This is a genomic window from Bradyrhizobium sp. CAR08 (assembly GCF_052871955.1).
In genome coordinates this window covers 76,998-100,590 of sequence record NZ_JBIXJX010000019.1, presented here as the reverse complement: position 1 = coordinate 100,590, position 23,593 = coordinate 76,998, and the positions used below count along the sequence as shown (strand labels likewise).

The window sequence follows — 23,593 nt, the reverse complement described above, 5'->3', positions numbered from 1 at the left end:
AATTGCGCGCAGTCCAGGCGTCACCGCCACCCGAGCGCCGGCGCCACATGCGTGAGGATCGCCTCGATCGCGTGCGCGCAATAGTCGACACCGAGCTGGTTAGGGATTGTCAACAGCAGCGTGTCGGCCTCGGCGATCGCCTCGTCCGCTCGGAGCTGCTCGATCAGCGCATCCGGCTCCGCCGCATAGGAGCGGCCGAAGATCGCGCGGGTGCGCGGGTCGATGAAGCCGACCTGGTCCTCGCTGCCGCGCTCGCCGCCGAAATAGGCGCGGTCGCGATCGTCGATCAGCGCGAAGATGCTGCGGCTGACGGAGACGCGCGGCTCGCGGGCGTGGCCGGCCTCTTTCCAGGCTGCGCGATAGGTGCGGATCTGCGCAGCCTGCTGCACATGGAAGGCTTCGCCGGTCTCGTCGTTCTTCAGGGTCGAGCTCTGCAGATTCATGCCGTGCCTGGCGGCCCAGACCGCCGTCGCGTTCGAGCCGGCACCCCACCAGATCCGTTCGCGCAGGCCTTCCGCATGCGGCTCGAGCCGCAACAGCCCCGGTGGATTTGGGAACATCGGCTGCGGGTTGGGCTTTGCAAAACCTTCGCCGCGCAAGATGTCGAGAAAGACCTCGGCATGACGCCGGCCCATGTCGGCGTCGCTCTCGCCCTCGGCCGGCTGGTAGCCGAAATAGCGCCAGCCGTCGATCACCTGCTCGGGCGAGCCGCGGCTGATGCCGAGCTGGAGGCGCCCGCCGGCGATGAGATCGGCAGAGCCTGCGTCCTCCGCCATGTACAGCGGGTTCTCGTAGCGCATGTCGATCACGGCCGTACCGATCTCGATTGTGCTGGTCCTGGCACCGACCGCCGCCAGCAGCGGGAAGGGGGAGGCAAGCTGCCGCGCGAAATGATGCACGCGGAAATAGGCGCCGTCCGCACCGAGCTGTTCCGCCGCAACCGCAAGCTCGATGGATTGCAGCAGCGTGTCCGCAGCCGAGCGGGTCTGCGATTGCGGCGAGGGCGTCCAGTGCCCGAAGGAGAGGAATCCGATCTTTTTCATGGAGGCAACATATGGAGGACGGGAGGAGTTTGCGACATCTCGGCCGGAGGAAAGATGACGACCTGGGAAGCGCGTATGGGTAAGTGCCGCTCCTCGAGGGGGAAGCGGACCGAAGCAGACATCGCTGCCAGCTGGCCTTTTGGCCTAACTGAGACATGTGCGCCGCAGGATTGTTGCGATGCAGAGCGCGTGGATATAAAAGGACGGCGGCGGCAAGATCCTCTGCAACGCCGGCTGCGCTACGCCCCTCCCCGGCATGCGGTACCTGATCCCATGACAAAAGCGCGCGCCGTGCCGATGCCCAGCAACAGCGTGCTTGCGCCGCTTTACGCGGGCGCGGACCTTTTGGACGCCTTTGCAATTCAACTGCCGGCGGGCGCCAGCGATGATGTAGAGGTGCTGGCACGCGCCGCGCTCGAGCGACAGGCGTGGTGGATTCGTGCGCTCACGCGTGTCCGCGATGTGGTGATGGCGGCAGTCGCGGTCAAATCGTCGCGCGCCGTCGGTCTTGCCGCGGCGGCGCGTGGGCCGGTTATCGGCTTCTTCCCGGTGCTGTCAAAGAGTGCGACGGAGTTGGTCGTGGGTGCGGATGACCGGCATCTCGACTTCCGTGTCACCATTCAACTTCGCGCCGATGCAGCAAATGGGCGCGAGCTGGTCGCGGGTACCGTGGTGCATTGCCATAACCGACTGGGGCGCATCTATCTTGCTACGATAGCACCGTTTCATCGCGTGATCGTTCCGGCCAGTTTGGAACAGGCGGCAAGAGCAATGAAGAATTGAGCAGGCTTGGTGGTCGTGACCGGCTGCGGTCGACCAACGAGTCGGCTTCTGGCCCCTCAGCTGACTTGCCGCGCAATCTGTCGAGGACCGCTTGTGACCCGAAGCGGACCTAAGCCGCGAGGAAAACCCCTGGCTGTTTCCGGATGTCTTTCAATCATTGGAGGTTCCCGCGTATGATGGGAGGTCACAAGAGGCCGGCCCATCACAGTACTTGGCGCCGGCCGTCGGGATGAGAATCGCGCCTGAGACGCGATCAAGAACCGGGGGATCGACATGGGTGTGGTGGGTACGACAGCGCGCTGGACGTGGATTTGGCCGGCTCTCGCCTGGGCCATCTTGTTGCTCAGCCTGGTTCTCAGCGGCGGCGGAATTGTATACGCAGCCGCCGGCGCGGCCCTGTTCGGCACGGTCTTCGCCGCCGTATACCACGCCGAGGTGGTCGCTCACCGCGTCGGCGAGCCGTTCGGCACCCTGATCCTCGCGTTAGCGGTGACCGTGATCGAGACGGCGCTCATCGTCTCGGTGATGATCGCAGCGCCTGCCGAGAAAGCCGGACTGGCCCGGGACACGGTCTTCGCGGCGGTCATGATCGTCTGCAACGGCATCGTGGGGGCCTGCCTGCTGTGGGGCGGCGTCCGGCACCGTGAACAGGGTTTCCAGGCGCAAGGCGCCGGCGCCGCTCTCGCCGTGCTCGTCGCTCTCACCAGCCTCACGATGGTGCTTCCGAACCTTGCGGCGCAAGAACTCGGCCCGCTGTACAACACCTCGCAGCTGGTGTTCGCCGCGCTTGCGTCCTTGGTTCTGTACCTGGCGTTCGTTTTCGTTCAGACGATCAGGCACCGTGACTATTTCCTGGCCGCGAAGGGTGCCACGGCGGACGAGCATTCGCCTCCTCCGGACAACAGAACGACCGGTCTGAGTGCCGCTCTCCTCGTCGTCTCCCTTGTGGCCGTCGTGGGCCTTGCAAAGGTCCTGACCCCCAGCGTGGAGAGCGCCATCGATTATCTTCAGGTGCCCAAGGCAGTCGTCGGCACGATCATCGCCGCGCTCGTTCTTCTTCCCGAGGCGGTGGCGGCCGTGAAGGCGGCCCAAAGCGACCGGCTGCAGACCAGTCTCAACCTGGCCCTGGGCTCGGCGCTTGCGACCATCGGGCTGACGATCCCCGCGGTCGCCGCGGTCTCGATCGCGATGGGTTATCGGCTCGAACTCGGGTTGGACATAAAGGATTTGGGCCTGCTGATGCTCACGCTGCTGTTGAGCGTAATCACGCTCGGGACCGGGCGCACCACGGTGCTGCAGGGCGTCGTCCACCTGGTCATCTTCGCCGCGTTTCTGTTTTTCGCGGTGGTGCCGTGATTTGCCGGAACTACGCGGCCGCTCCGAACGGTCGAATTCGGCAGGACTCGAGGAATGCCCGATGATCCGACATCTCGCGCGATTCACCGCTTTGGGCCTCCTTGTCGTCGGCCTGCAGGGCTGTGGAGAGAAGAAGAAGGAAGCGAACGAACAGCCTGTCCGCGGTCTGCGCGCCTACAAGGTCGCTGCGACAGCCGAAAGCCGTGTTCGGCGCTTTCCGAGCGTGCTGCAGCCGGCCGACGTCAGCAGCCTCTCGTTCGAGATCGGCGGGCAGTTGAAGACCGTTGGCCTCACCGTCGGCCAGAAGGTGCAACTCGGGGACGTCCTCGCCGAAATCGACCCGAGATCGCTGCAGAGCCAGGTGGACCAGGCCAGCGCCGGTGTGCAGCAGGCGCAGGCGCAGCTCGACAACGCTCAGTCGGACTTCCAGCGCAAGGAAGAGCTCCTGAAGCGGGGCGTCTCCACCCAAGCGGCTTTCGAACAGTCGAACGCCACCCTGCTCAGCTCCAGGGCCCAAGTTGACCAGGCACGGCGCCAACTCGAATTGGCCAACCAAAACCTGGACCGGAGCAAGCTGCTGGCCCCCTTCGCCGGGACCATCTCCCGGGTCGAAGTCAAATCGTTTGCGCAAGTCGCTGCGGGGCAGCCGGTGGCCACGCTCTACAGCGACGACAGCTTCGAGATGTCCTTTCTGGTCCCGGCCGCGACTTTCCAGAGTCTAGAGGTTGGAGCCAAGATTGCGGTCAAGGTCGCCGACAAGCCTGACCTGCCGCTCAAGGGCGAGATCAAGGAGCTCGGGTCGAAGGCGGAGCAAGTGTCGGCCTTCCCGGTTGTCGTCCGGCTCGAGAACACCGCCCCGGGTCTGAACGCCGGCATGTCGGTCGAGGTCACGATCGAAGAGCCCTTGGTCGTGGGTCGCAGCGGCTTCCTCGTCCCGCTCAGCGTGCTTGTGCCCGACGGCGGAAGGGTGCTGCAGAATACCGGGACCGTGTTTGGTTACGACGAGGCAAGTTCGACTGTGAAGAAACGCACCATCACCGTCGGCGGGATCCGGGACAATCGCCTGGTCGTCGTGGAGGGCGTCAAGCCAGGCGATATCCTGGCCTCGGCCGGGGTGTCGTACCTCGCCGACGGACAGAAGGTGAAGCTGCTTCCCTTGGAGGACGCCGCGCCGTGAATCTCCTCACCCGATTCGGACTTGCACGGTCTCGATTCACGATCATGGCCATGATCGGGCTTCTGATCGCCGGGATCGGGCTCTATCCGAACTTCCCGAAGCGCGAAGACCCCGTGATCGTCATCCGGACTGCGGTCGTGTCGGCCCTCTTCCCGGGCATGGCCCCCGAGCGGATGGAAAATCTAGTCGCGATTCCCATCGAACGAAAAGTACGCGAGCTCGCCGAGGTCAAGGACATCAGGACGCTTGCGGGCGAAGGATCCCTGACGATCTATGTCGACTTGAAGGACGAGGTCGCGAACGTCACTGCCACCTGGCAGCGGCTTCGCGACAAGATGGCCGATGCTAAGGTCGAACTGCCCGACGGCGTCGTTGGACCCTTTGTCAACAGCGACTTCGGCGACGTTGCGATCGCCACCATCGCCATCACGGGCGAAGGCTTTTCGCCGCGCGAGCTGAAGGATGCGGCCGAGGATTTCCGGAAGAAGCTGTATCAGATCGCCGGCATCTCCAAGGTCGAGCTTCACGGCGTACAGGACGAACGGGTCTGGCTCGAACTCGATACCCGGAAGTTGGCCGCGATCGGCGTTCAGGTGAACGCTTTGATCAAGGATCTACAGGGGCAGAACGTGGTGCTGCCGTCCGGCAACATCAACGCGGACGGCACGCGCCTCCTGCTGGAGACCTCCGGAGATTTCCCGAACGTGCGGGCGATCGAGACCATGCTGACCCGTGTGGGCAGCACCGACAGCCTGGTCCGGCTCGCTGACATCGTCACTGTCCGCCGGGATTACGTCTCTCCAAAGGTTAAGCCGATCTATTTCAACGGCCGTCCTGCTGTAGTCCTCAGCGTGATCATGCAGCCGGACCAGGATGTCACCCAGATCGGTGTCAAGCTCCGTATGGCGGCACGCGAATTTGAGCAGCGGCTCCCGATCGGCTTCGCCCTCTCCTTCCCCACCTACCAGGCCGATCAGGTCAGCGCCTCCGTCAATTCGGCCCTCTCCAGCGTGGCCCAGACCTTCGTCGTGGTGGCCGTGCTGGTGGTGGTCTTCTTGGGCCTGCGGGCGGGCACCATCGCCGCGATGATCGTGCCGTTCGCCGTGATGTTCTCGTTGATCGGGATGCGGGCTCTTGGGATCGCGCTTGAGCAGGTCTCGATCGCGGCGATCATCATCGCGCTCGGTCTGCTGGTCGACAATGGCGTCGTGATCGTCGAGGACATCGTGAGCCGGATCGGCCGCGGAGTGCCTCCCGAGGAGGCCGGATTGGCGTCCGGAGCACAGTATGCGCTGCCGCTCCTGATCTCTTCGATCACTACGATAGCGGCGTTCTTGCCGCTCATGCTGCTGTCCGGAGCGTCCGGCGAGTATGCGTTCTCGCTCGCGGCCGTGGTGGCGCTCACGCTTGGGGGATCCTGGATCACGGCGCTGTACATCCTTCCCGCTTTGACCGTGTGGCTCATCGGCCGGCGAGCCGGCTCCGGAACGGAGGATGCCGCGCCCTCACGGCTGCAGCGGCTCTATGCCACCGCGCTCGGCCGGGCCTTGCGCTTCTCGCCCATCGTCCTCGCCGGTTGCGTCGCGCTGGTCGTGATCGCGCTTACACAATTCCCACGCATTCCAAAGGAGATGTTTCCGCTCAGCGAACGGAGCCAGTTTCTGGTCTACATGAACATGCCTGACGGGACCGACATCTCGCAGACCGAAGCTCGCGCGCGCGAGATCGAGCGATGGCTGGGCGACAAAACGGCCAACCCTGAAATCTCCAGCCAGATCCTGTACGTCGGAGATGGCGGCCCGAGGTTCTACCTCACCTTGACCCCCGTCCCTCCGGACCCGGCGTCCGCTTTCTTCCTGGTCAATACCACGGACTATCAAGGCGCGGTGCGTGCGGCCGATCGCGCCTGGAAGTATCTCTACGCCAACCATCCGGAGGCAAGCTTCAAAATCAAGCGGCTGGCCATGGGCGCGGTGGAATCCGGCGTCGTGGAGCTCGAGATCTCGGGGTCCGATGGGGACCGGCTGCTTGGCTTCAGCGAACGGGTCCGATCCCTGCTGCAGGCGGCTCCGGACGTGCGCGAGAACGACGACGATTGGGGCAACAAGATCGTCAAGGTGGTCGTCGAGATCGACCAGGACCGTGCCCGCCAGCTCGGGGTGACCTCGGAGGAAGTGACCCGACTGCTGAACACCTACTTCAGCGGCACCGCGGTCTCGATATACCGCGAAGGCGACAACGCCATCCCCATCGTACTGCGCGCCGGCGCCTACACCTCGCAGAGCCTGGAAGGCCTCACCAGCGCCACCTTCGCGAAGAACGGCGGGCTTATCTCGCTGGCGCAGGTCGCCAGGCTGAAGCCCGGGTTCGACTTCGCGCGGATCCGCCGCAAGAACCAGGAACGGACGATCACGGTCACGGCCCGCAGCACCTCCCTGACGGCCGGGCAGCTACTGGAATCGATCCAGCCCCGGCTCGACGAGATGGACATGACCGGCGGCTATCACGTGACCGTGGGGGGCGAGATCCAGAAAAGCGCCGAGACGAACCAGAAGCTGGCCGCCGGCTTTCCCGTCGCGCTCGCCGTGATGGTGCTGGCGATCATCCTGCAATTCAACTCCTTCCGTCGTACGCTCCTGACCTTCGTCAGCATACCGCTGATCCTGATTGGCATTCCGTTCGGGCTGTTGGCGACGGGACAACCGCTCTCGTTCTTCGGCACGCTGGGCATCATCAGCCTGTCGGGGATCATCATCAACAACGCCATCGTGCTGATCGATCAGATCGACATCGAGCGCGAGACGCTCCCGCTGCGGAAAGCCCTCGTCGCTGCGTCGGAAAAACGGCTTCGTCCGATCCTCCTGACGTCCGCCACCACGGTGCTCGGGCTCGCACCGATGGCACTGGCCGGCGGCGCGTTGTGGCAGCCCATGGCGGTGCTCATGATGTCGGGACTAGCCGTCGCATCCGTCCTGACACTCTTCTTCGTGCCGGCAGGATACTTTCTGCTGTTCCGCTCGGCTAAAGGAGCCTGACTCCCTTGTGGCGCGCGCCCCTCAGCCATGGCGAAACCGGGAAGATCTGCCGGTCAACCCTCGGCCTCATCGTCTTGGCGCTGTGCTGCTGCGCCTGCAGCCGCGTGCCTCTGGACACGCTGCTACCCGTCGGACAGGTCGAAGCGGAAGGCGTGTCGGTCGTCCCGCTGCTGGTGGCAACGACGCGCAACCGAACGGCTGCCGGAAATGCAGCGATGTTCGACAGCGAACGGGCGGACCAGGTGAACTACGCCTCCATCGCCGTTTCCATCCCGCCGGACGCATCGCGCACTGTCGGTCAGGTTCAGTGGCCGACTTCCTCGCCCGGGGATCCACGACTAAACTTCGTGACGGTCTCGGCCGAAGCGGCCGAAAAACCGGCATTTGGCGCTGCGCTGGCGGCGGCCGCAAAGAAGCCGCGAGCACGTGGAAGAGTCCTTGTATTCGTCCATGGCTTCAACAACAGGTTCGATGAAGCCGTGTACCGGTTCGCCCAGATCGTTCATGATTCCGGAGCGCCGGGGGCTCCCGTCCTGTTCTCCTGGCCGTCGCGGGGGTCCGTCAGCCTGGAAGCCTACAAGGAGGATGCGGAGAGCGCGGCGCAGTCTCGAGATGCATTTTCGCAAGTGCTCGATGCGATCGCCGCTACTCCGAACGTCAAGGAAGTGACCGTCCTGTGTCACTCGATGGGGTGCTATCTCACGTTCGAAACCTTGCGCGCGCGAGCGATAGCTGGCCGCATTGGGGCCAAGATCAAGAACGTGCTGTTCGTTGCGCCCGACGTAGACGCCGACAGTTTCCGTACGCAATTGCACGACATGGGAGCGGTACGGCCACGCTTCGCATTGTTCGTGTCGCGGGACGATGCCCCATTGAAGCTATCGAAGTCTCTCCATGGAGGCGCAATCCGCCTCGGCGGCATCGATCCGGACCAAGAGCCGTATGCCGCTGAATTTCGGCGGGAGGGCGTCGAGCTATTCGATTTGACCCGCCTGCATGGACGCGCTCATTCGCGAGCGTTCGACGACGTGACGACCGTCATGAGTATGATCCAGGCACGCCTTGTCGGCGAGCAGCAGGGTACGGGCGGCGTCTCGAGGCGCCAGGGAGCCGCGCTGCGATGATACGGTGGAGTGGACTCGCATTGCTCATTCGGAAGGCATCGGCCGAAATCGAAACCCAATCAGTTGGAAGGCGCCCTTGATCAAGCGCGGAGAAACACCATCCGATTCCATAGCTGAGGAAATCCCTGAGCCCCTGGCAGAGCCGATTTCCCATTCTTCCGCGGGGCGCGGTGTGCTCACCTACCTGCTCTTGATGGCGGTCCAATTGTTCGGATCGGATTTCATCGTATGGAAGGGCCTGCCGGCCTTCCGGGAGCTAGTGCTCGCGCCTGGTCAGCAGCCGGCCAATACGCCCTATGACGACAATCTGACCCTTGCTGTTCTCATGCTTATGCAGGCGGCTTACTGGTACCGCCTCTTGAAGGTGGCGATCCCGTTCAAAGGCGGACGGCTGTCCCTGAGCCACCTCTTCCTGTTCCTAGGCCGGCTGAACTTCATCTTCGGCAGCGCTGTGTTCTCGATCGTGCTGTTTCGCCACCTTCCCGAACTCGGCCCCGATACCGACGTGGTCTTGATGGCCCGACGTGGGGTGTTGATGGTGATTACGCTGTTCGCGCTGTTCTGCTTCACGTTAGAACTCGAGCGTCTGGGGGATGCACTTGGCGAGAACAAACGAGAGTAGCGCATGCGGCTCGACCGCGCTCTCCACCGAGGTCTGCCGGAGACTATCACCGCTACTACCAGGCCGCCGCGATTACTGTCCAATTTCCTCCTGTGCTTCGGAGGGACCAGGGATCCCGAGCGGAGCGACGCGAAGTCACCGTACTCTGCGATCGCCCCCCTTTAAGAGAGCACTGTCATGACCGCTGTTGGCCCCTAGCTGACTCACAAGGCGGGACTGGCTATGTCCGGTTTCGCGGACAGAGCGGACACCGGCTACCCCGCGAGCTATCGGGTTTACGACTACGCTCCCCAGCGCATCCGGGCGCGCATCGACGCCTGCTGTGTTGAATGGATTCAAGTCGGAGGACGGTTGCTTCGAGCCTCCGCGCGGGACGCGGTGTGAAGCTCGAGGATATCGATACGGAGTAGCGGTTGGGGCTCGCCCTGCCACGCGTGCCGCGACAATGGCATCTTGCGCCTGTTTTGCCCGACGAGTCAATATTTCGTCAAAACATAATTTCGGTTTTTCCGTTATCTCACCCCGCGGATTCAACGGATTCGGCAATCGCCTAAGTCATTGATCCCGCTCATGCCGGCTACTGTGCATGGGGTTGTTTTCGAGGTTTTTGTTTTGAGGGCGACAATGCGAAGCTGAACCGGACCTGATCCGGCTCGCCCGCTACTTCATCACCCGCAAATTCTTGGTCGTGAACCGCTGCGTCTTGCCGTCTGGACGAACCGGCCGCCGCGTGCCGGCGGCCTTGCCGGTGCCGGGCGGCTGGTGCGCGGGGACCAGCTGGTCGGGGCGCGAACCGATCAGATCGGCGCGGCCCATCTCTTTCAGGGCTTCACGCAGCACCGGCCAATTGTCGGGGTCATGGTAGCGCAGGAACGCCTTGTGCAAGCGACGCTGGCGCAGGCCCTTGATCGCCTCGACCTTGTCGCTGCCACCGCGCCGCACGCCGCGCAGTGGGTTGACGCCGGTGTGGTACATCGCCGTCGCGGTCGCCATCGGCGAGGGCAGGAAGGTCTGCACCTGATCCGCGCGGTAGCGGTTCTTCTTCAGCCATAGCGCCAGGTTCATCATGTCCTCGTCGGTCGTGCCCGGATGTGCCGCGATGAAATACGGGATCAAATAGTATTTCTTGCCGGCCTGTTCGGCCGCGGCATCGAACATCCGCTTGAACTGGTTGTAGGCGCCGATGCCGGGCTTCATCATCTTGTCGAGCGGCCCGCGCTCGGTATGTTCGGGCGCGATCTTGAGATAACCGCCGACGTGATGGGTGACGAGCTCCTTGATGTATTCGGGGCTCTCGACCGCGAGGTCGTAGCGCACGCCGGAGGCGACCATCACCTTCTTGATGCCCTTGGTCTCGCGCACCTTGCGATAGAGCCGGATCAGATCGTCATGCGAGGTGTTGAGATTCGGGCAGATCTCGGGGAAGACGCAGGACGGCCGCCGGCACGCGGCCTCGACCTTCGGGTCCTTGCACGCCATCCGGTACATGTTGGCGGTGGGACCGCCGATGTCCGAGATCACGCCGGTGAAGCCCGGCGTCTTGTCGCGGATCTTCTCGATCTCGCGCAGGATCGAGCCCTCGGACCGGTTCTGGATGATGCGGCCCTCGTGCTCGGTGATCGAGCAGAAGGTGCAGCCGCCAAAACAGCCGCGCATGATCGTCACCGAGAACTTGATCATGTCCCACGCCGGGATCTTCGCGTCAACGTAGGACGGATGCGGGGCGCGCGCGTAAGGAAGATCGTAGACGGCGTCCATCTCCTCGCTGGTCAGCGGAATCGGCGGCGGGTTGAGCCAGAGATCGCGATCGCCGTGGCGCTGCACCAGCGGCCGCGCATTGCCGGGATTGCTCTCCCGGTGCAGCACGCGTGACGCGCGCGCATAGGCTTCCTTGTCCTGCTCGACCTGCTCCAAAGCGGGCAGCCGGATCACGGTCAAGCCTTTCGTGCGCGAAGCGCCCTCATCGGCGGAGTCGATATCGTCGGCGTGCAGCTCGGTGTAATCGTCGGGCACGCGGCGGAACAGCGCGACGCCCCTGATGTCGTCGAGCTCGCGCGGCGCCTCGCCGGCGGCGAGACGATTGGCCACTTCGACGACGGCGCGCTCGGCATTGCCGTAGAGCAGCAGGTCCGCCTTGGCGTCGGCCAGCACCGAGCGGCGCACCTTGTCGGACCAGTAATCGTAATGCGCGATCCGGCGCAGCGAGGCCTCGATGCCGCCGAGTACGACCGGGACGCCCTTGAACGCCTCGCGGCAACGCTGCGCGTAGACGACGGTGCAGCGGTCCGGCCGCTTGCCACCTTCGCCGCCCGCGGTATAGGCATCGTCATGGCGCAGGCGACGATCCGCGGTGTAGCGGTTCACCATCGAATCCATGTTGCCGCCGGTGACGCCGAAGAAGACTTTTGGCTTGCCCAATGCCTTGAACGGCTCGGCCGAATGCCAGTCCGGCTGCGAGATGATGCCGACCCGAAAGCCCTGCGCCTCCAGCAGGCGGCCGATGATGGCCATACCGAAGCTGGGATGGTCGACATAGGCATCGCCCGTCACCAGCAGGATGTCGCAAGCGTCCCAGCCGAGCGCATCCATCTCGGCGCGACTCATCGGCAGGAACGGCGCCGGCTTGTGCGGGCGTGCCTGCGCCATCAGGGGTTTTTCGGCGGCGATGATCTGGATGTCCATGGCGCATACGCATAGGACTCCGGGACGGTGAATACAACCGACAGGCACGTGAAAGATCCGGTTCCGTGGCCGGCAGCCCAGGCGTGCGACCGCGTTAACCGTTCGCGAGCACCGCCATCAGCTGTGTGCACCTTCTCGGATCACGCCCAGGAACCAACTGCCCTCGCGAACATTCTGATGCAGGGTTTGCGCCGGCCCGGCTGGCGCGCGCTCGCGCCAGGGGTTTAGTATCGCCTCGATGTCGCCTCTGGCGAATGGGGGAGCCGTGAGTACAGTCATAGAGAACTTGCTGCTCCGAAAGCAGAAGCTCGTTGAGCAGCTCGAGAAGGCGCCCACGGCCGAGGACCGCGACAAAATCGAACACCAGCTCGAACAGATCAACACCGCGCTGGATTTTCTTGACAGGCCCGGCACGAAAAACGCGCGGTAGCAGCGCTCAATCGACCTGCAGCGCTTTGGCGTAGACCACGCCAGAATTGGTGACGTGCGTGGTCATCAGCGTCGCGAAGGCGGCGAACTCGCCGCGGGCGAACAGATCGAGCAGCTTGCGATGCTCGTCGAAGGACGTGCGGGTGCGCACGTCGATCGGCGAAGTCAAATTGGTGCGCAGCGCTGCGACGCGGCTGGATGCGAGCTGATAGGATTCGGCGAGATAGTGGTTGCCGCAATGGCTGAACAGCGCTTCGTGAAAGGCAGCGTCGGCGCGGCCATAGGCGATGTTGTCCCTGGCTGCAATCGCCGGCTCCATCGCCGCGATCGCCTCGCTCATCGTCGCGATCGCACCGGCGCGATCATGGCGGAAGGCGAGCTCAGCGGCCTTGGGCTCCAGCGCGATCCTGAACGTGCAGAGCGCGGTGATGTCTTCCGCGCTTGGCGTAAAGACAAAACTGCCGACCTGCGGCCGGATCACGACGAGGCCCTGCGCCTGCAGCTGACCCATCGCCTCGCGCACCGGGGTGCGGCTGACGCCGAAGGAGTTTGCCACCATCTCCTCGGAGATGGCGGCGCCGAGCGCGAACTCGCCGTCGATGATGGCCTGGCGCAGCCGCTGCATCACCCGCTGCGACAGCGATTTCGGTGCATCGAGCTTCAGCGATCGCATCGGCTCTCTCAGATCACCTTGCCGGGGTTGAGCAGATGATCGGGATCGAGCGCGGCCTTCAGCGTTCGCATCAGCGCGATCTCGGCCTCGCTGCGGGCATGACCCAGCCACTTCTTCTTCAACGTGCCGATGCCGTGCTCGGCCGAGACGCTGCCGCCCATCTCGCGCACGAGACCGTAAATGATCGCATCCATCTCTTCCTTCGGCTGCTGCTCGACGGCAAGGCCGGTGACCCAGGAGACGAGATGCAGATTGCCGTCGCCGATATGGCCGTAATAGACGCTCTCGCATCCGTCGATGCCATCAGCCAGCGCCGCCTTGCAGCGCGTGACGAACTCGTCCATCCGCGCCACGGCGAGGCCGATGTCGTAGGAGATGTGCGGCCCCAGCACCTGGCCGAACTCGGCACAGATGTCGCGCACGCGCCAGAAGCTTTGCGTCTGCGCCAGCGATTGCGCCACGGCGGCGTCGGCGAGCAGCCCGCGCTCCATCAGCTCTTCGAGCCAGCTTTGGAAGCGCGGTGCGTCGAGGCTCTCGTCGGTGCCCTGCGCTTCCACCAGCACGTAGAGGCCATGGCCTGCGGCGACCGGCGGCTTGACGCCTGCGCGCGACGTGATCACGTCCCAGTAATCCGGCCACATCACCTCGAACGCCGACAGCAGCGGGCCGAGCCCGCTTCGCGCGGCGCCGAGCAGCGCGATCACCGCGGCATAGTCCTCGAGCGCGCAGAGCGCGGCCATGGTCGAACGCGGTTTTGGAAACAGCCGCAGCACCACGCGGGTGATGATGCCGAGCGTGCCTTCCGAGCCGATGAACAGATGCTTCAGATCGTAGCCGGCATTGTTCTTCATCAGCTTGTTGAGGCTAGTGATGATGGTGCCGTCGGGCAGCACGACTTCGAGCCCGAGCACCAGTTCGCGCGTCATGCCATAGCGGATCACGCGATTGCCGCCGGCATTGGTCGAGAGGTTGCCGCCGATGGCGCAGGAGCCGCGCGAGCCGAGATCGAGCGGAAAGAAGAAGCCGGCTTCGTCGGCTGCCATCTGGATCGTCTGAAGCGGCGTGCCTGCTTTCACCGTCATCGTCATCGAGGCGTGATCGATCTCCTCGATCCCGCTCATGCGCTCGAGCGAGATCGCGACCCAGCCTGCTTCAGGCGATGCGCCGCGGCACAGCCCAGTCAATCCGCCCTGCGGCACGAACGGCAGATGCGCCTGCCGGCAGGTCAGAATCGCGTCGGCCACGCCTTGCGCATCGACCGGGCGGATCACCGCGAGCGGCGTTTGCGGCAGGCTCGCGCTCCAGTCGTTGCAATTGCGCGCGGGCACGTCGGTGCCGACAAGCACGGCAGCCGCGCCGAGGCTGTCGCGCAAGGCGCCGAGCAACTGGGTGGGCCGCTCGACCGGGGTCACCATGTCCATGCGAGACCTCCTCGGAATCTGGCTGCGTGTTATGCGCGCCATGACGGCGGAAAGGATTTGCGCCTTTGTTGTATGTAAGGTACAAGCCGCAAAGTAAAGCAAAAACAAGGCTTGCCAAGCTCTGGGTTTGATCGTCCGAGATCAGACGTGGTGCGAAGCCACAGCAACGGATGGTGCGATGACGGAGGCAATTCGCGGGTTCTGGGTGGCTTCGGCGACGCCGCTGGCGACGGACGGCAGCGTGGACTCCGCCAAGCTCGCCGCCCACGCCAAGCAACTCTTCGGTAAGGGCATCGACGGTGTCGTGCTGTTCGGCACCACCGGCGAGGGCACCTCGTTCAATGTCGCCGAACGCGTCGCGACCATCGAAGCCGTGCTCAAGGCCGGCGTTGCGCCGGACCGAATTGGAATCGGCGGCGGCTTCCCCGCGATCGGCGACAGCATCGCATTGACGCGTGCCGTGCTCGGTCTCGGCCTGCGCCACGTGCTGTATCTGCCGCCTTACTTCGACCGAAGCGTCAGCCCTGAAGGCATCGAGGATGCCTTCGCGGCGATTCTCGACGGCGTCGCCGACGATCGCCTGCGTGCCTATCTCTACCATATCCCGCAGATCTCGGGTGTCGCGATCCCGACCGGCGTGGCCGCGAATTTGCGCAAGCGCTACGGCAAGGTCGTTGCGGGTCTGAAAGACTCCAGCGGCGACTTCAAGCAGTTCCAGGCCTTCCGCGCCGCCGCCCCCGAGCTCGCCATCACCGTCGGCAACGAGGTTGACATCACCCGCGCGATCGCCGCCGGCGGTGCCGGCACCATCTGCGGCATGGCCAACATCGCGCCGGAGCTGGTCAAGGCAATGATCGACGGCAAGGATGTCGAAGCACGCATGCAGGCTGCCGTGGACATCGTGGTGAAATCACCATCCTTCCTCACGACGCTGAAAGCCATCCTCGCGGCACAGACGGGCGACGCGAGCTGGCTACGCGTGCGGCCGCCGCTCCGGGCCTTGTCCGACGGCACCGCGCTCAAGCGCAAGCTCGACGAGCTGATGGCTCCCGCGATCGCGTGAGATCGCGGGAAGCCGCGACACGTTGCCGCGAATTCGCGCGCTGCGTGTCGCGGTCGCTGCGCAATCCATCGAGGATTGCCGAATAGCGCGATCAAAGCCTAGAACCATTCAACACTAGAGCGATTCAAGGCCGCTTGCGGTTCTCTTCACGAACAACGGCTGTTAGACGCGCCAGCTTCTGCGTCTGACTTGGAAGTGAATCGAAAGTGCGTGCTCATCTGGATGGCCAGCGCGTCAGCGGCCGTCGAACTCCTGCCGGCACGAGCTGCGCAGTCCTCCTCATTGGAGCAGCCGTTCTGCTCGGCGCACCTTCCTTCAGCGCGACGGCCGCCCAAGCGCAATCGGCTCTGCCGCCGGTGACGGTCGAGGCGCCGGCACCGCGGCCGAAAGCGGCGCGTGCATCGGACCAGTCCCCACGCCGCGCTCAGACCGCCGCGCGCCAGCGCAATCGCAATCCCGCACCCGCAGCGCCGACGATCTCGGAGCGCGCGGCCGCGGAAGCCGCCGCGCAACAGGCCGCCAAGCTCGGCTATCGCGCGATGCCGAGCGCGACCACGCTGCGCAGCGGCGCTTCGCCGCTCGATACGTCGCAGGCCGTCAACGTGGTGCCCGAGCAGGTGCTGAAGGACCAGCTCCCGCCAAACATCGACGACGCGCTGATCAACGTCAGCGGCATCACCCAGACCAACACGCTCGCCGGCAGCCAGGACGCGGTCATCCGCCGCGGCTTCGGCGACAACCGCGACGGCTCGATCATGCGCAACGGCATGCCGCTGGTGCAGGGGCGCAGCTTCAATCCCGCAGTCGAAAGCGTCGAGGTGCTGAAGGGGCCGGCCTCGCTGCTCTACGGCATCATGGATCCCGGCGGCATCGTCAACACGATCAGCAAGCGGCCGGAGCTGTACCAGCACGGCTCGGTTACGCTGCTTGGTTCGGCCTTCAGTGCTTCCAAGACCGGCGCCGACGGCTTGCTCGACATCACCGGTCCGATCAGTGATCAAGGCCTCGCCTATCGCTTCATCGGCTACGGCGTCAGCGAGGATTACTGGCGGAATTTCGGCCGCCACCGCGAGATGCTGGTTGCGCCGTCACTGGCCTGGTATGGCCAGGACACCACGGTGCAGCTCAACTACGAGCATCGCGAGTTCATCTATCCGTTCGATCGCGGCACGGCGTTCAATCCGGTGACGAAGGCGCCGCTGGCAGTTCCCACGACGCGCCGGCTCGACGAGCCCTTCAATAACACGTGGGGCACGTCGGACCTGATCCAGGCGTCGGTCGAGCACCGTTTCAATCATGATTGGAAGCTCTACGCCGGCTACAGCTACAACACCGAGACCTTCAGCGCCAACCAGCTTCGTATCACCGGCATCAACTTCACGACAGGCGCCGAGACCCGCAGCAACGACGGCACGCAGGGTTCGCTCAGCAACGCCAGCTATGGAACGTCCTATATTTCAGGCGGCTTCTGGCTCGGCGACATGCGCAATGATGTGGTGTTCGGTGGCGACGGCCAGTATCGCACCATCTACCGGGACAATCTGATCCGGCAGATAACGCCCGCCTTCAATGTCTACAATCCCGTTTACGGCCTGATCGGGCCGGGAACGACGGTGTCCAATCCAGACAGTGCGCAGACCGACAAGCTCGGCCAGTGGTCGATGTTCGTCCAGGACACGTTGCATCTGACAGAGCGGTTCGCCTTGGTCGGCGGCGTGCGCTACATGGACTACGACCAGATCGCCGGGCGCGGGAAGCCGTTTGTCACCAACACCAATGTGTCCCAGGACAAGGTGCTTCCGCTCGGCGGCGCCATTTTCAAGCTCACCGACCAGATATCGCTCTATGCGAGCTATACTGAATCGTTGAAGCCGAATTCGACCATTGCGCCGATCGGCGTCACGATCGGCTCCAACGTCGCGCCGGAAGAAGGCGTGTCATACGAGACCGGCGTCAAGTTCGATTTGAACAAGCGCATCTCCGGCACGCTGGCGCTCTACGATCTCGACAAGAAGAACGTGCAGACGACGAAGACGAACAGCGCAGGCGTGGTAGAACTCCACACCGTGGGCCGTGCCCATTCGCGCGGTGTCGAGTTGGACGTCACCGGCAGGATCACCGATAGCTGGGCCTTGATCGGCAGTTATGGCTACACCGACGCCCGCGTGACGGCATCCGAGGACATCACGCTGCTCGGCAGGAAGTTGCAGAACGTCGCGCTGAACACGGCCTCGCTCTATCTGGTCTATGACTTCGGCACAGCCCTGCCGGGTCAGCTCCGCCTCGGCGGCGGCGCGCGTTATGTCGGTGATCGTCCCGGCGATTCGATCAACTCCTTCTTCCTGCCCTCTTATGTGGTCGCCGATATTTTCGCGACCTATGAGATGAAATACCAGAACACGCCGGTGATCTACCAGCTCAACGTCAAGAACCTGTTCGACACTGTCTACTATCCCTCCGCCGTCAATAATCTGAACGTCGCCCTCGGCGACGCGCGGCGGGTCTCGCTGTCGGCGACGGTGAAGTTTTAGCGATGGGCATGTCGCGCAGGGACGCCCTTCGGATGATCGCGCCGAGCAGGAGGGCTCGCGCCGATGCGTGAGTCCTGGCGCGCGATCAAGGCCGCTCTGCTTCATGTCCATTCCATCGCGGGCCTCGTGCTGGCGCTGCTGCTCGCCGTGATCGCACTGACCGGTGCGATCATGAGTTTTGAGGACGAGATCGTCGATCATCTCAACGCCGGCATCATGCAGGTCGCGCCGCGCCAGGCACCGGCGCTGATGCCGGACGAACTGGTTGCGCGCCTGACTGCGGCGCAGGACGTCGGCAAAATCTCCGCCGTGACGCTGGCGAGTGATCCGTCCGCCGCGGTGCATGTGCGCTTCGCCCGCGACGAACGAGGCGCGCGGCCGTCCTCGCTCTATGTCGATCCCTATGACGCGCGCGTGTTGGGCACACCGGACGGCGAAGAGTTTTTCGCGACCGTGCGCAAGCTGCATCGCTGGCTGTTGATTCCCGGCGACGCCAAGGGCTGGGGGCGCCAGATCACGGGCGTGGCCGCGCTCGGCCTGATCGTGATGCTGATCTCGGGCCTCGTGCTGCGCTGGCCGCGTCGTGCAGGCAGCGTGAAGATGTGGCTGAAGCCGAATCTCGGGCTCAGTGGCCGCGGTCTGCATCGGTCGCTGCATGCGGTGATCGGCACCTGGGTCCTGCCGGTCTATCTGGTGATGACGTTCACCGGGCTCTGGTACTCGTTCGACTGGTACAAGGATGGCGTCGTCTGGTTGCTGTCGCGCCCGCAGATCGCCGCGGCGAAGATGCAGCCCAAGATGCCCACAAAGGCGTCGCGTGCTGCCGGTGTCAGCGAGACGGCACAGCCGATCGGCTTTGATCGCGCGTGGGCCGCCTTCCTGCACGAAGAGGGCGGCCGTTTCTCCAAGGCGTTGCTGACGCTGCCCGCCGGTCCGGGCACGGTGATACGGATCCGCTCCTGGGGGAAAGACTCGACCCTCGACACCACCCGTGACGAATTCCGCGTCGATGCCATCACAGGCCAATTCGTGTCTGCGGAGCGTTATTCCGATAAGACCCTCGGCGAGAAGACCATCGCGAACGTGCTCGATATCCACCGCGGCGCATTTCTGGGCTGGCCCGGCAAGCTCGCGTTCATGCTCGCGGCTGTGCTGATGCCGCTGTTCGCGGTCACCGGCGTTTTGCTTTATTTGTCGCGTCGAAAGCTGAGGCGGCTGGCGCAGCCACGGCTCGGGCGGCTTGTTCCCGGCGAATGAACGGGCTGCCGCAAAGGCTAGCCAACACTTCTGCAATCGTTCAAAAGCCCATGGCCAATCCTCGTCAGGGTTTACGCCATGAAGATCACCACCGTCACTCCCGCCGACATCCGCCGTGCACTGCTGCTCCGCGAGGAGATCGCGTTGCTTGATCTCAGGCACGAGGCTGGTTTCGCGACGGGACATCCGCTGTTCGCCGCCAACATGGCTGCCGATCGGATTGCGATCGAAGCGGACGTCAGGCTGCCGCGCAAGAATGTGCCGATCGTGCTCTATGATGACGGCGAAGGGCTCGTCACCGCGGGTGCCGAGCGGCTGGCCGCGCTCGGCTATACCAACGTCCGCGCGCTCGATGGCGGACTGAAGGCCTGGCGCGACGCGGGCTATCAAATGTTCGAGGACGTCAACTCCTACTCCAAAGCCTTTGGCGAGCTGGTCGAGTCGCGTAGGCACACGCCCTCGTTCAGTGCCGACGAGGTGGCAAAACTCATCGCGGACAAGGCCAACATTGCCATCCTCGACGTCCGCCGCTTCGACGAATATGCTACCATGAACATTCCGGGCTCGGTCAGCGTGCCCGGCGCGGAGCTGGTGCTGCGGGCAGGACAGGCGGCACCCGATGCCGACACCACCATCATCGTCAATTGCGCCGGCCGCACCCGCTCGATCATCGGCACCCAATCGCTGATCAATGCCGGCGTGCCGAACAAGGTCCGGGCGCTGCGCAACGGCACTATCGGCTGGACGCTGGCGCGGCATACGCTCGACCACGGTGCTAACAGGCGTGGCGCGATCGGGCCGTTCGAGGGCGGTCCGGCCAATGCGCGCGATGTCGCCTATCGCGCCGGCGTGCGCCACATCGGTGCGAGCGAGATGGCTGCGCTTGTCGCGCAGACCGATCGCACGCTCTATCGCTTCGACGTGCGTGACGCCGAGGAATATGCAGCCGGCCATCTCCCGGGCTTTCGCCATTATCCCGGCGGCCAGCTCGTCCAGGAAACCGACATGGCCGCACCGGTACGCGGCGCGCGCATCGCGCTGACCGACGACAAGGGCGTCCGCGCCGACATGACGGCGTCCTGGCTCGCGCAGATGGGCTGGGAGGTCTATGTACAGGAAGGCGGCTACGACGGCGCGCTCGAAATCGGGCCGCCGCACGTCTTCCCCAAGCCGGACCCCGCTCACCGCTACCGCCGCCCCTATGAAGGCACCGGCGTCGACGAACGCGCGATGCAGGCCTATCTCGACTGGGAATATGGCCTGGTCGAACAATTGCGTCTGGACGGGACGCACGGGTTTTACGTGATCTGACGACCGCTCCGCCATCTTCTCCCCGTATCCGAACCCTATTGTGCTGCGCATCCCCCGCGGTCTATGAGCTGCGGCGAAGCTGTGACCCACGGAGATTTCATGTCAGTCCCAGGCCGAAGCCCTGAGCGGAGCGCGAAGGCGCTGCTGCTCGAAGGCGTCAATGACAGCGCCGTGGACCTGTTCAGAACGGCGGGTTTCACCAATGTCGAGCGCCTGACCAAAGCGCTGGACGGCGAGGATTTGCGGCGGGCGCTCAAGGGCGTGTCATTGCTGGGCATCCGCTCGCGCACCCAGATCACCGATGAGGTGCTGGAGGCCGCCGACCAGCTTCTCGCCGTCGGCTGCTTCAGCGTCGGCACCAACCAGGTCGATCTGCTGGCGGCGCGCAAGCGCGGCATTCCGGTGTTCAACGCGCCGTTCTCCAACACGCGCAGCGTCGCCGAGCTCGTGATCGGCGAGATCGTGATGCTGCTGCGGCGCATTTTCCCGCGCTCGGTGTCGGCCCATGAGGGCGGCTGGGACAAGTCGGCGACCGGCAGCCGCGAGGTGCGCGGCCGCACCCTCGGCATCATCGGCTACGGCAATATCGGCTCGCAGCTCTCGACCCTGGCCGAGGCGATCGGCATGCGCGTGATCTATTTCGACCGCACCGACAAGCTCCGCCACGGCAACACCGAGCCAGTCGAGAAGCTGGAGGAGCTGCTCGCGCAGAGCGACGTCGTCAGCCTGCACGTGCCGGAGACGCCGGAGACATCAGGGATGATCGGCGAGAAGGAGCTGCGGGCGATGAAGCCCGGCTCGCTCCTGATCAACAACAGCCGCGGCACCGTCGTCGATCTCGATGCGTTGGCGGGGGCTCTGCGCGACGGCCATCTCGCGGGTGCCGCCATCGACGTGTTTCCGGTCGAGCCGTCCTCGAATTCGGACCGCTTCAACAGCCCGGTGCAGGGCCTCGGCAATGTCATCCTCACGCCGCATATCGGCGGCTCGACCGAGGAGGCGCAGGAGCGCATCGGCGGCGAGGTGGCGCGCAAGCTGGTCGACTTTTTCATCACCGGATCGACCACGGGCGCGGTGAATTTTCCGGAAGTGCAGCTGCATCTGCGTCCCTCCGGCGCGCGCTTCAGCCACGTCCATCGCAACGTGCCCGGCATGCTGCGCCGGCTCAACGAGGTCTTCCTCCAGCGCGACATCAATATCGCCGCGCAATATCTGGAGACCTCCGGCGACCTCGGTTACGTCGTGCTCGATGCCGACCTCGGCGGCCAGGATTCAGGCGCGCTGCTGCAGCAGATCCGCAGCCTCGAGGGCACCGTCGGCGCGCGGCTGGTGTTTGAGCACTAGCACTGCATTGACGAGCGGCCGCAGGGCGCCTTGAATGCGGCCTGCTGGCAGAACGAACAGAAACTCAGGGGGAAACGATGGCGCAAATCCATGTGAAGCTGTGCGCATTGCTGGTGGGCGCAGCGGGCGCGCTGGGCGCGAATTCCGCTTCAGCGGTGACGCTGACTGAGGATGCGGACACTGTCTGCAACGGCCTCGTCGGCGGCGCCGACGCCGTGATCGATTCGGCGACGTTGCTGGCGCCCTCGCAACTGGCCGTCGCCGAACGCGGCCCGACGCCGTCGGGGCGCGTCACGCCCGCCAATCCCGGCTTCTGCAAGGTGCTCGGCCACATCGATCCCACCGATCCCAAGGCGCCGCCGATCAAGTTTCAGGTCAATTTGCCCGTCGAATGGAACGGCCGTTCGCTGCAATATGGCGGCGGCGGATTCAATGGCGTGCTGATCACGGGCCTGGCGCTGCCGCCGGCCTATCCCTTCGACAAGCCGTCGCCGCTCGCGCGCGGCTTCGTCACCTACGGCACCGATTCCGGTCACGAGTCCAAGCCGGGCGAGCCGCCGCAGCTGTTCGCGCTCAACGACGAAGCCTTCGAGAATTTCGCCCATCGCGCCTACAAGAAGGTGCGCGATGCCGCCGTCGCGCTGATGCAGCGCGCTTACGGCAAGGCGCCGGAGAAAATGTACTTCATGGGGTCGTCCGAAGGCGGCCGCGAAGGCCTCACCATGGCGCAGCGCTACCCTGATGATTTCGACGGCATCTTTGCTCGCGTGCCCGTCATCAACTGGGTCGGCCTGCAGCATGCCGGCACGCGTTCGGGGCTCGTGACCATGGGTGATGGCTGGATCAATCCGGCGCAGGTGAAGCTAGTCGGCGATGCCGTGCGGGCCGCTTGCGACAAGGCCGACGGCTCCGATGACGCGCTGGTGCAAGATCCCGTTTCCTGCAAGGCGGCCTTCAAGGCGGAGACGCTGCGTTGCGCGAGCGGCAAGACGGGCGATCAGTGCCTCACCGACGCACAGATCAAGGCGATCGAGACCTTGCATGCGACCTACAAATTCCCGTTCGCGCTCGCCAATGGCCTCGACGATTATCCGGGCTGGGGCGTGTCGGGCGAGGACACGCCGGCGGTCGGCCCGACCGGCGGCTGGGTCGCGTGGTGGCTTGGCACGGCGCCTCCCGCGCAGCCGCCCGCGCCCAATAATGGCATCGCCTGGATCTACGGCGCCGGCGGCATCCAATACGTGTTCGCGCGCGATCCCAAGCTAGACGTGACGACGTATAAGCCCGAAGCGCACAAGGCGCGGCTGCTCGAGGTCTCCAGCCTGATGGATTCCACCGACCCCGACCTCAGCCGCTTCCGCGCTCGCGGCGGCCGGCTGATCATGCTCGAACATATGGCGGACTACGCGCAAAGCCCCTATGCCGGCATCCGCTATTTCGAGAACGTCGAACGCAAGGTCGGCAAAGCCGAGACGGCCGAGTTCGCGCGGCTCTACACCGCGCCAGGGGTCGACCATGTCGGCTCCGGCGCGCCGGCCAATGTCGACATGCTGAGCGTGCTGGTCGACTGGGTCGAAAAGGGCAGGGCGCCCGGCGATCTGGAAGTTACCGAGCAGAAGGTCGAGGCGCCGTCGTTTGCGACGCTTCGCGCGCAGCCGCTGTGCCGCTGGCCAACGTGGCCGCACTACAAGAGCGGCCCAGTGACGGAGGCGTCGAGCTTCACCTGCGCGCCGTAGCAGGCG

Annotated in this window: 17 protein-coding genes; 13 read left to right on the top strand and 4 right to left on the bottom strand. The window is 64.6% G+C overall.

Annotation, left to right across the window (positions count from 1 at the left end; translation table 11 throughout):
• Window positions 1-20 precede the first annotated feature (20 nt).
• On the bottom strand, window positions 21-1,043 hold the full coding sequence (locus tag ACIPUD_RS31790) for an LLM class flavin-dependent oxidoreductase (protein ID WP_446482229.1): 1,023 nt from the start codon (window positions 1,041-1,043) through the stop codon (window positions 21-23).
• A gap of 273 nt (window positions 1,044-1,316) precedes the next feature.
• Between ACIPUD_RS31790 and ACIPUD_RS31785 the strand changes: the two genes are divergently transcribed.
• The 6 genes from ACIPUD_RS31785 (at window position 1,317) to ACIPUD_RS31760 (ending at window position 9,140) form a co-directional block, all read left to right on the top strand.
• Window positions 1,317-1,826 (top strand): DUF2867 domain-containing protein, encoded by a 510-nt coding sequence (locus ACIPUD_RS31785; RefSeq protein WP_018453046.1) that lies wholly within the window; start codon window positions 1,317-1,319, stop codon window positions 1,824-1,826.
• A 273-nt stretch (window positions 1,827-2,099) separates the two neighbouring features.
• On the top strand, window positions 2,100-3,182 hold the full coding sequence (locus tag ACIPUD_RS31780; RefSeq protein WP_446482228.1) for a calcium:proton antiporter: 1,083 nt from the start codon (window positions 2,100-2,102) through the stop codon (window positions 3,180-3,182).
• Window positions 3,183-3,243: 61 nt separating this feature from the next.
• Window positions 3,244-4,359 (top strand): efflux RND transporter periplasmic adaptor subunit, encoded by a 1,116-nt coding sequence (locus ACIPUD_RS31775; RefSeq protein ID WP_446482227.1) that lies wholly within the window; start codon window positions 3,244-3,246, stop codon window positions 4,357-4,359.
• Complete coding sequence (locus tag ACIPUD_RS31770) at window positions 4,356-7,394, top strand: efflux RND transporter permease subunit (RefSeq protein WP_446482226.1); 3,039 nt, start codon at window positions 4,356-4,358, stop codon at window positions 7,392-7,394. The genes ACIPUD_RS31775 and ACIPUD_RS31770 overlap by 4 nt, the downstream gene beginning before the upstream one ends.
• 5 nt (window positions 7,395-7,399) lie before the next feature.
• On the top strand, window positions 7,400-8,518 hold the full coding sequence (locus ACIPUD_RS31765; protein WP_018453051.1) for an alpha/beta hydrolase: 1,119 nt from the start codon (window positions 7,400-7,402) through the stop codon (window positions 8,516-8,518).
• 76 nt (window positions 8,519-8,594) lie between these two features.
• Window positions 8,595-9,140: a hypothetical protein gene (locus ACIPUD_RS31760; RefSeq protein ID WP_018453052.1), complete on the top strand. Its 546-nt coding sequence runs from the start codon at window positions 8,595-8,597 to the stop codon at window positions 9,138-9,140.
• Between the two features lie 660 nt (window positions 9,141-9,800).
• Here the strand turns inward: ACIPUD_RS31760 and ACIPUD_RS31755 are convergent.
• Window positions 9,801-11,822 (bottom strand): YgiQ family radical SAM protein, encoded by a 2,022-nt coding sequence (locus ACIPUD_RS31755; protein ID WP_446482225.1) that lies wholly within the window; start codon window positions 11,820-11,822, stop codon window positions 9,801-9,803.
• A gap of 265 nt (window positions 11,823-12,087) precedes the next feature.
• On the opposite strand from ACIPUD_RS31755, the gene ACIPUD_RS31750 reads away from it, so the two are divergent.
• Complete coding sequence (locus tag ACIPUD_RS31750; RefSeq protein ID WP_162847272.1) at window positions 12,088-12,252, top strand: hypothetical protein; 165 nt, start codon at window positions 12,088-12,090, stop codon at window positions 12,250-12,252.
• 6 nt (window positions 12,253-12,258) lie between these two features.
• Here ACIPUD_RS31750 and ACIPUD_RS31745 read toward each other — a convergent pair whose 3' ends face one another.
• Window positions 12,259-12,924, bottom strand: coding sequence for a GntR family transcriptional regulator (locus ACIPUD_RS31745; protein WP_446482224.1), 666 nt, complete (start codon window positions 12,922-12,924; stop codon window positions 12,259-12,261).
• 8 nt (window positions 12,925-12,932) lie between these two features.
• Window positions 12,933-14,345 (bottom strand): FAD-binding oxidoreductase, encoded by a 1,413-nt coding sequence (locus ACIPUD_RS31740; protein WP_446482223.1) that lies wholly within the window; start codon window positions 14,343-14,345, stop codon window positions 12,933-12,935.
• 178 nt (window positions 14,346-14,523) lie between these two features.
• Between ACIPUD_RS31740 and ACIPUD_RS31735 the strand changes: the two genes are divergently transcribed.
• From ACIPUD_RS31735 to ACIPUD_RS31710, 6 genes are all read left to right on the top strand, one after another.
• A complete protein-coding gene (locus tag ACIPUD_RS31735) occupies window positions 14,524-15,408 on the top strand; it encodes a dihydrodipicolinate synthase family protein (RefSeq protein ID WP_446482222.1) in 885 nt (294 codons plus the stop codon).
• A 206-nt stretch (window positions 15,409-15,614) separates the two neighbouring features.
• Window positions 15,615-17,939 carry a TonB-dependent siderophore receptor gene (locus ACIPUD_RS31730; RefSeq protein WP_446482221.1) on the top strand — a complete coding sequence of 775 codons (2,325 nt, stop codon included), beginning with the start codon at window positions 15,615-15,617 and terminating at the stop codon, window positions 17,937-17,939.
• Between the two features lie 63 nt (window positions 17,940-18,002).
• Window positions 18,003-19,196 carry a PepSY-associated TM helix domain-containing protein gene (locus ACIPUD_RS31725; protein ID WP_018453059.1) on the top strand — a complete coding sequence of 398 codons (1,194 nt, stop codon included), beginning with the start codon at window positions 18,003-18,005 and terminating at the stop codon, window positions 19,194-19,196.
• 78 nt (window positions 19,197-19,274) lie between these two features.
• Window positions 19,275-20,507 carry a rhodanese-like domain-containing protein gene (locus tag ACIPUD_RS31720; RefSeq protein WP_085351564.1) on the top strand — a complete coding sequence of 411 codons (1,233 nt, stop codon included), beginning with the start codon at window positions 19,275-19,277 and terminating at the stop codon, window positions 20,505-20,507.
• 99 nt (window positions 20,508-20,606) lie between these two features.
• On the top strand, window positions 20,607-21,851 hold the full coding sequence (gene serA, locus ACIPUD_RS31715) for a phosphoglycerate dehydrogenase (protein WP_085351563.1): 1,245 nt from the start codon (window positions 20,607-20,609) through the stop codon (window positions 21,849-21,851).
• 77 nt (window positions 21,852-21,928) lie between these two features.
• Entirely contained in the window at window positions 21,929-23,587 is a 1,659-nt protein-coding gene (locus ACIPUD_RS31710) for a tannase/feruloyl esterase family alpha/beta hydrolase (RefSeq protein WP_446482220.1), read from the top strand.
• Window positions 23,588-23,593 lie beyond the last annotated feature (6 nt).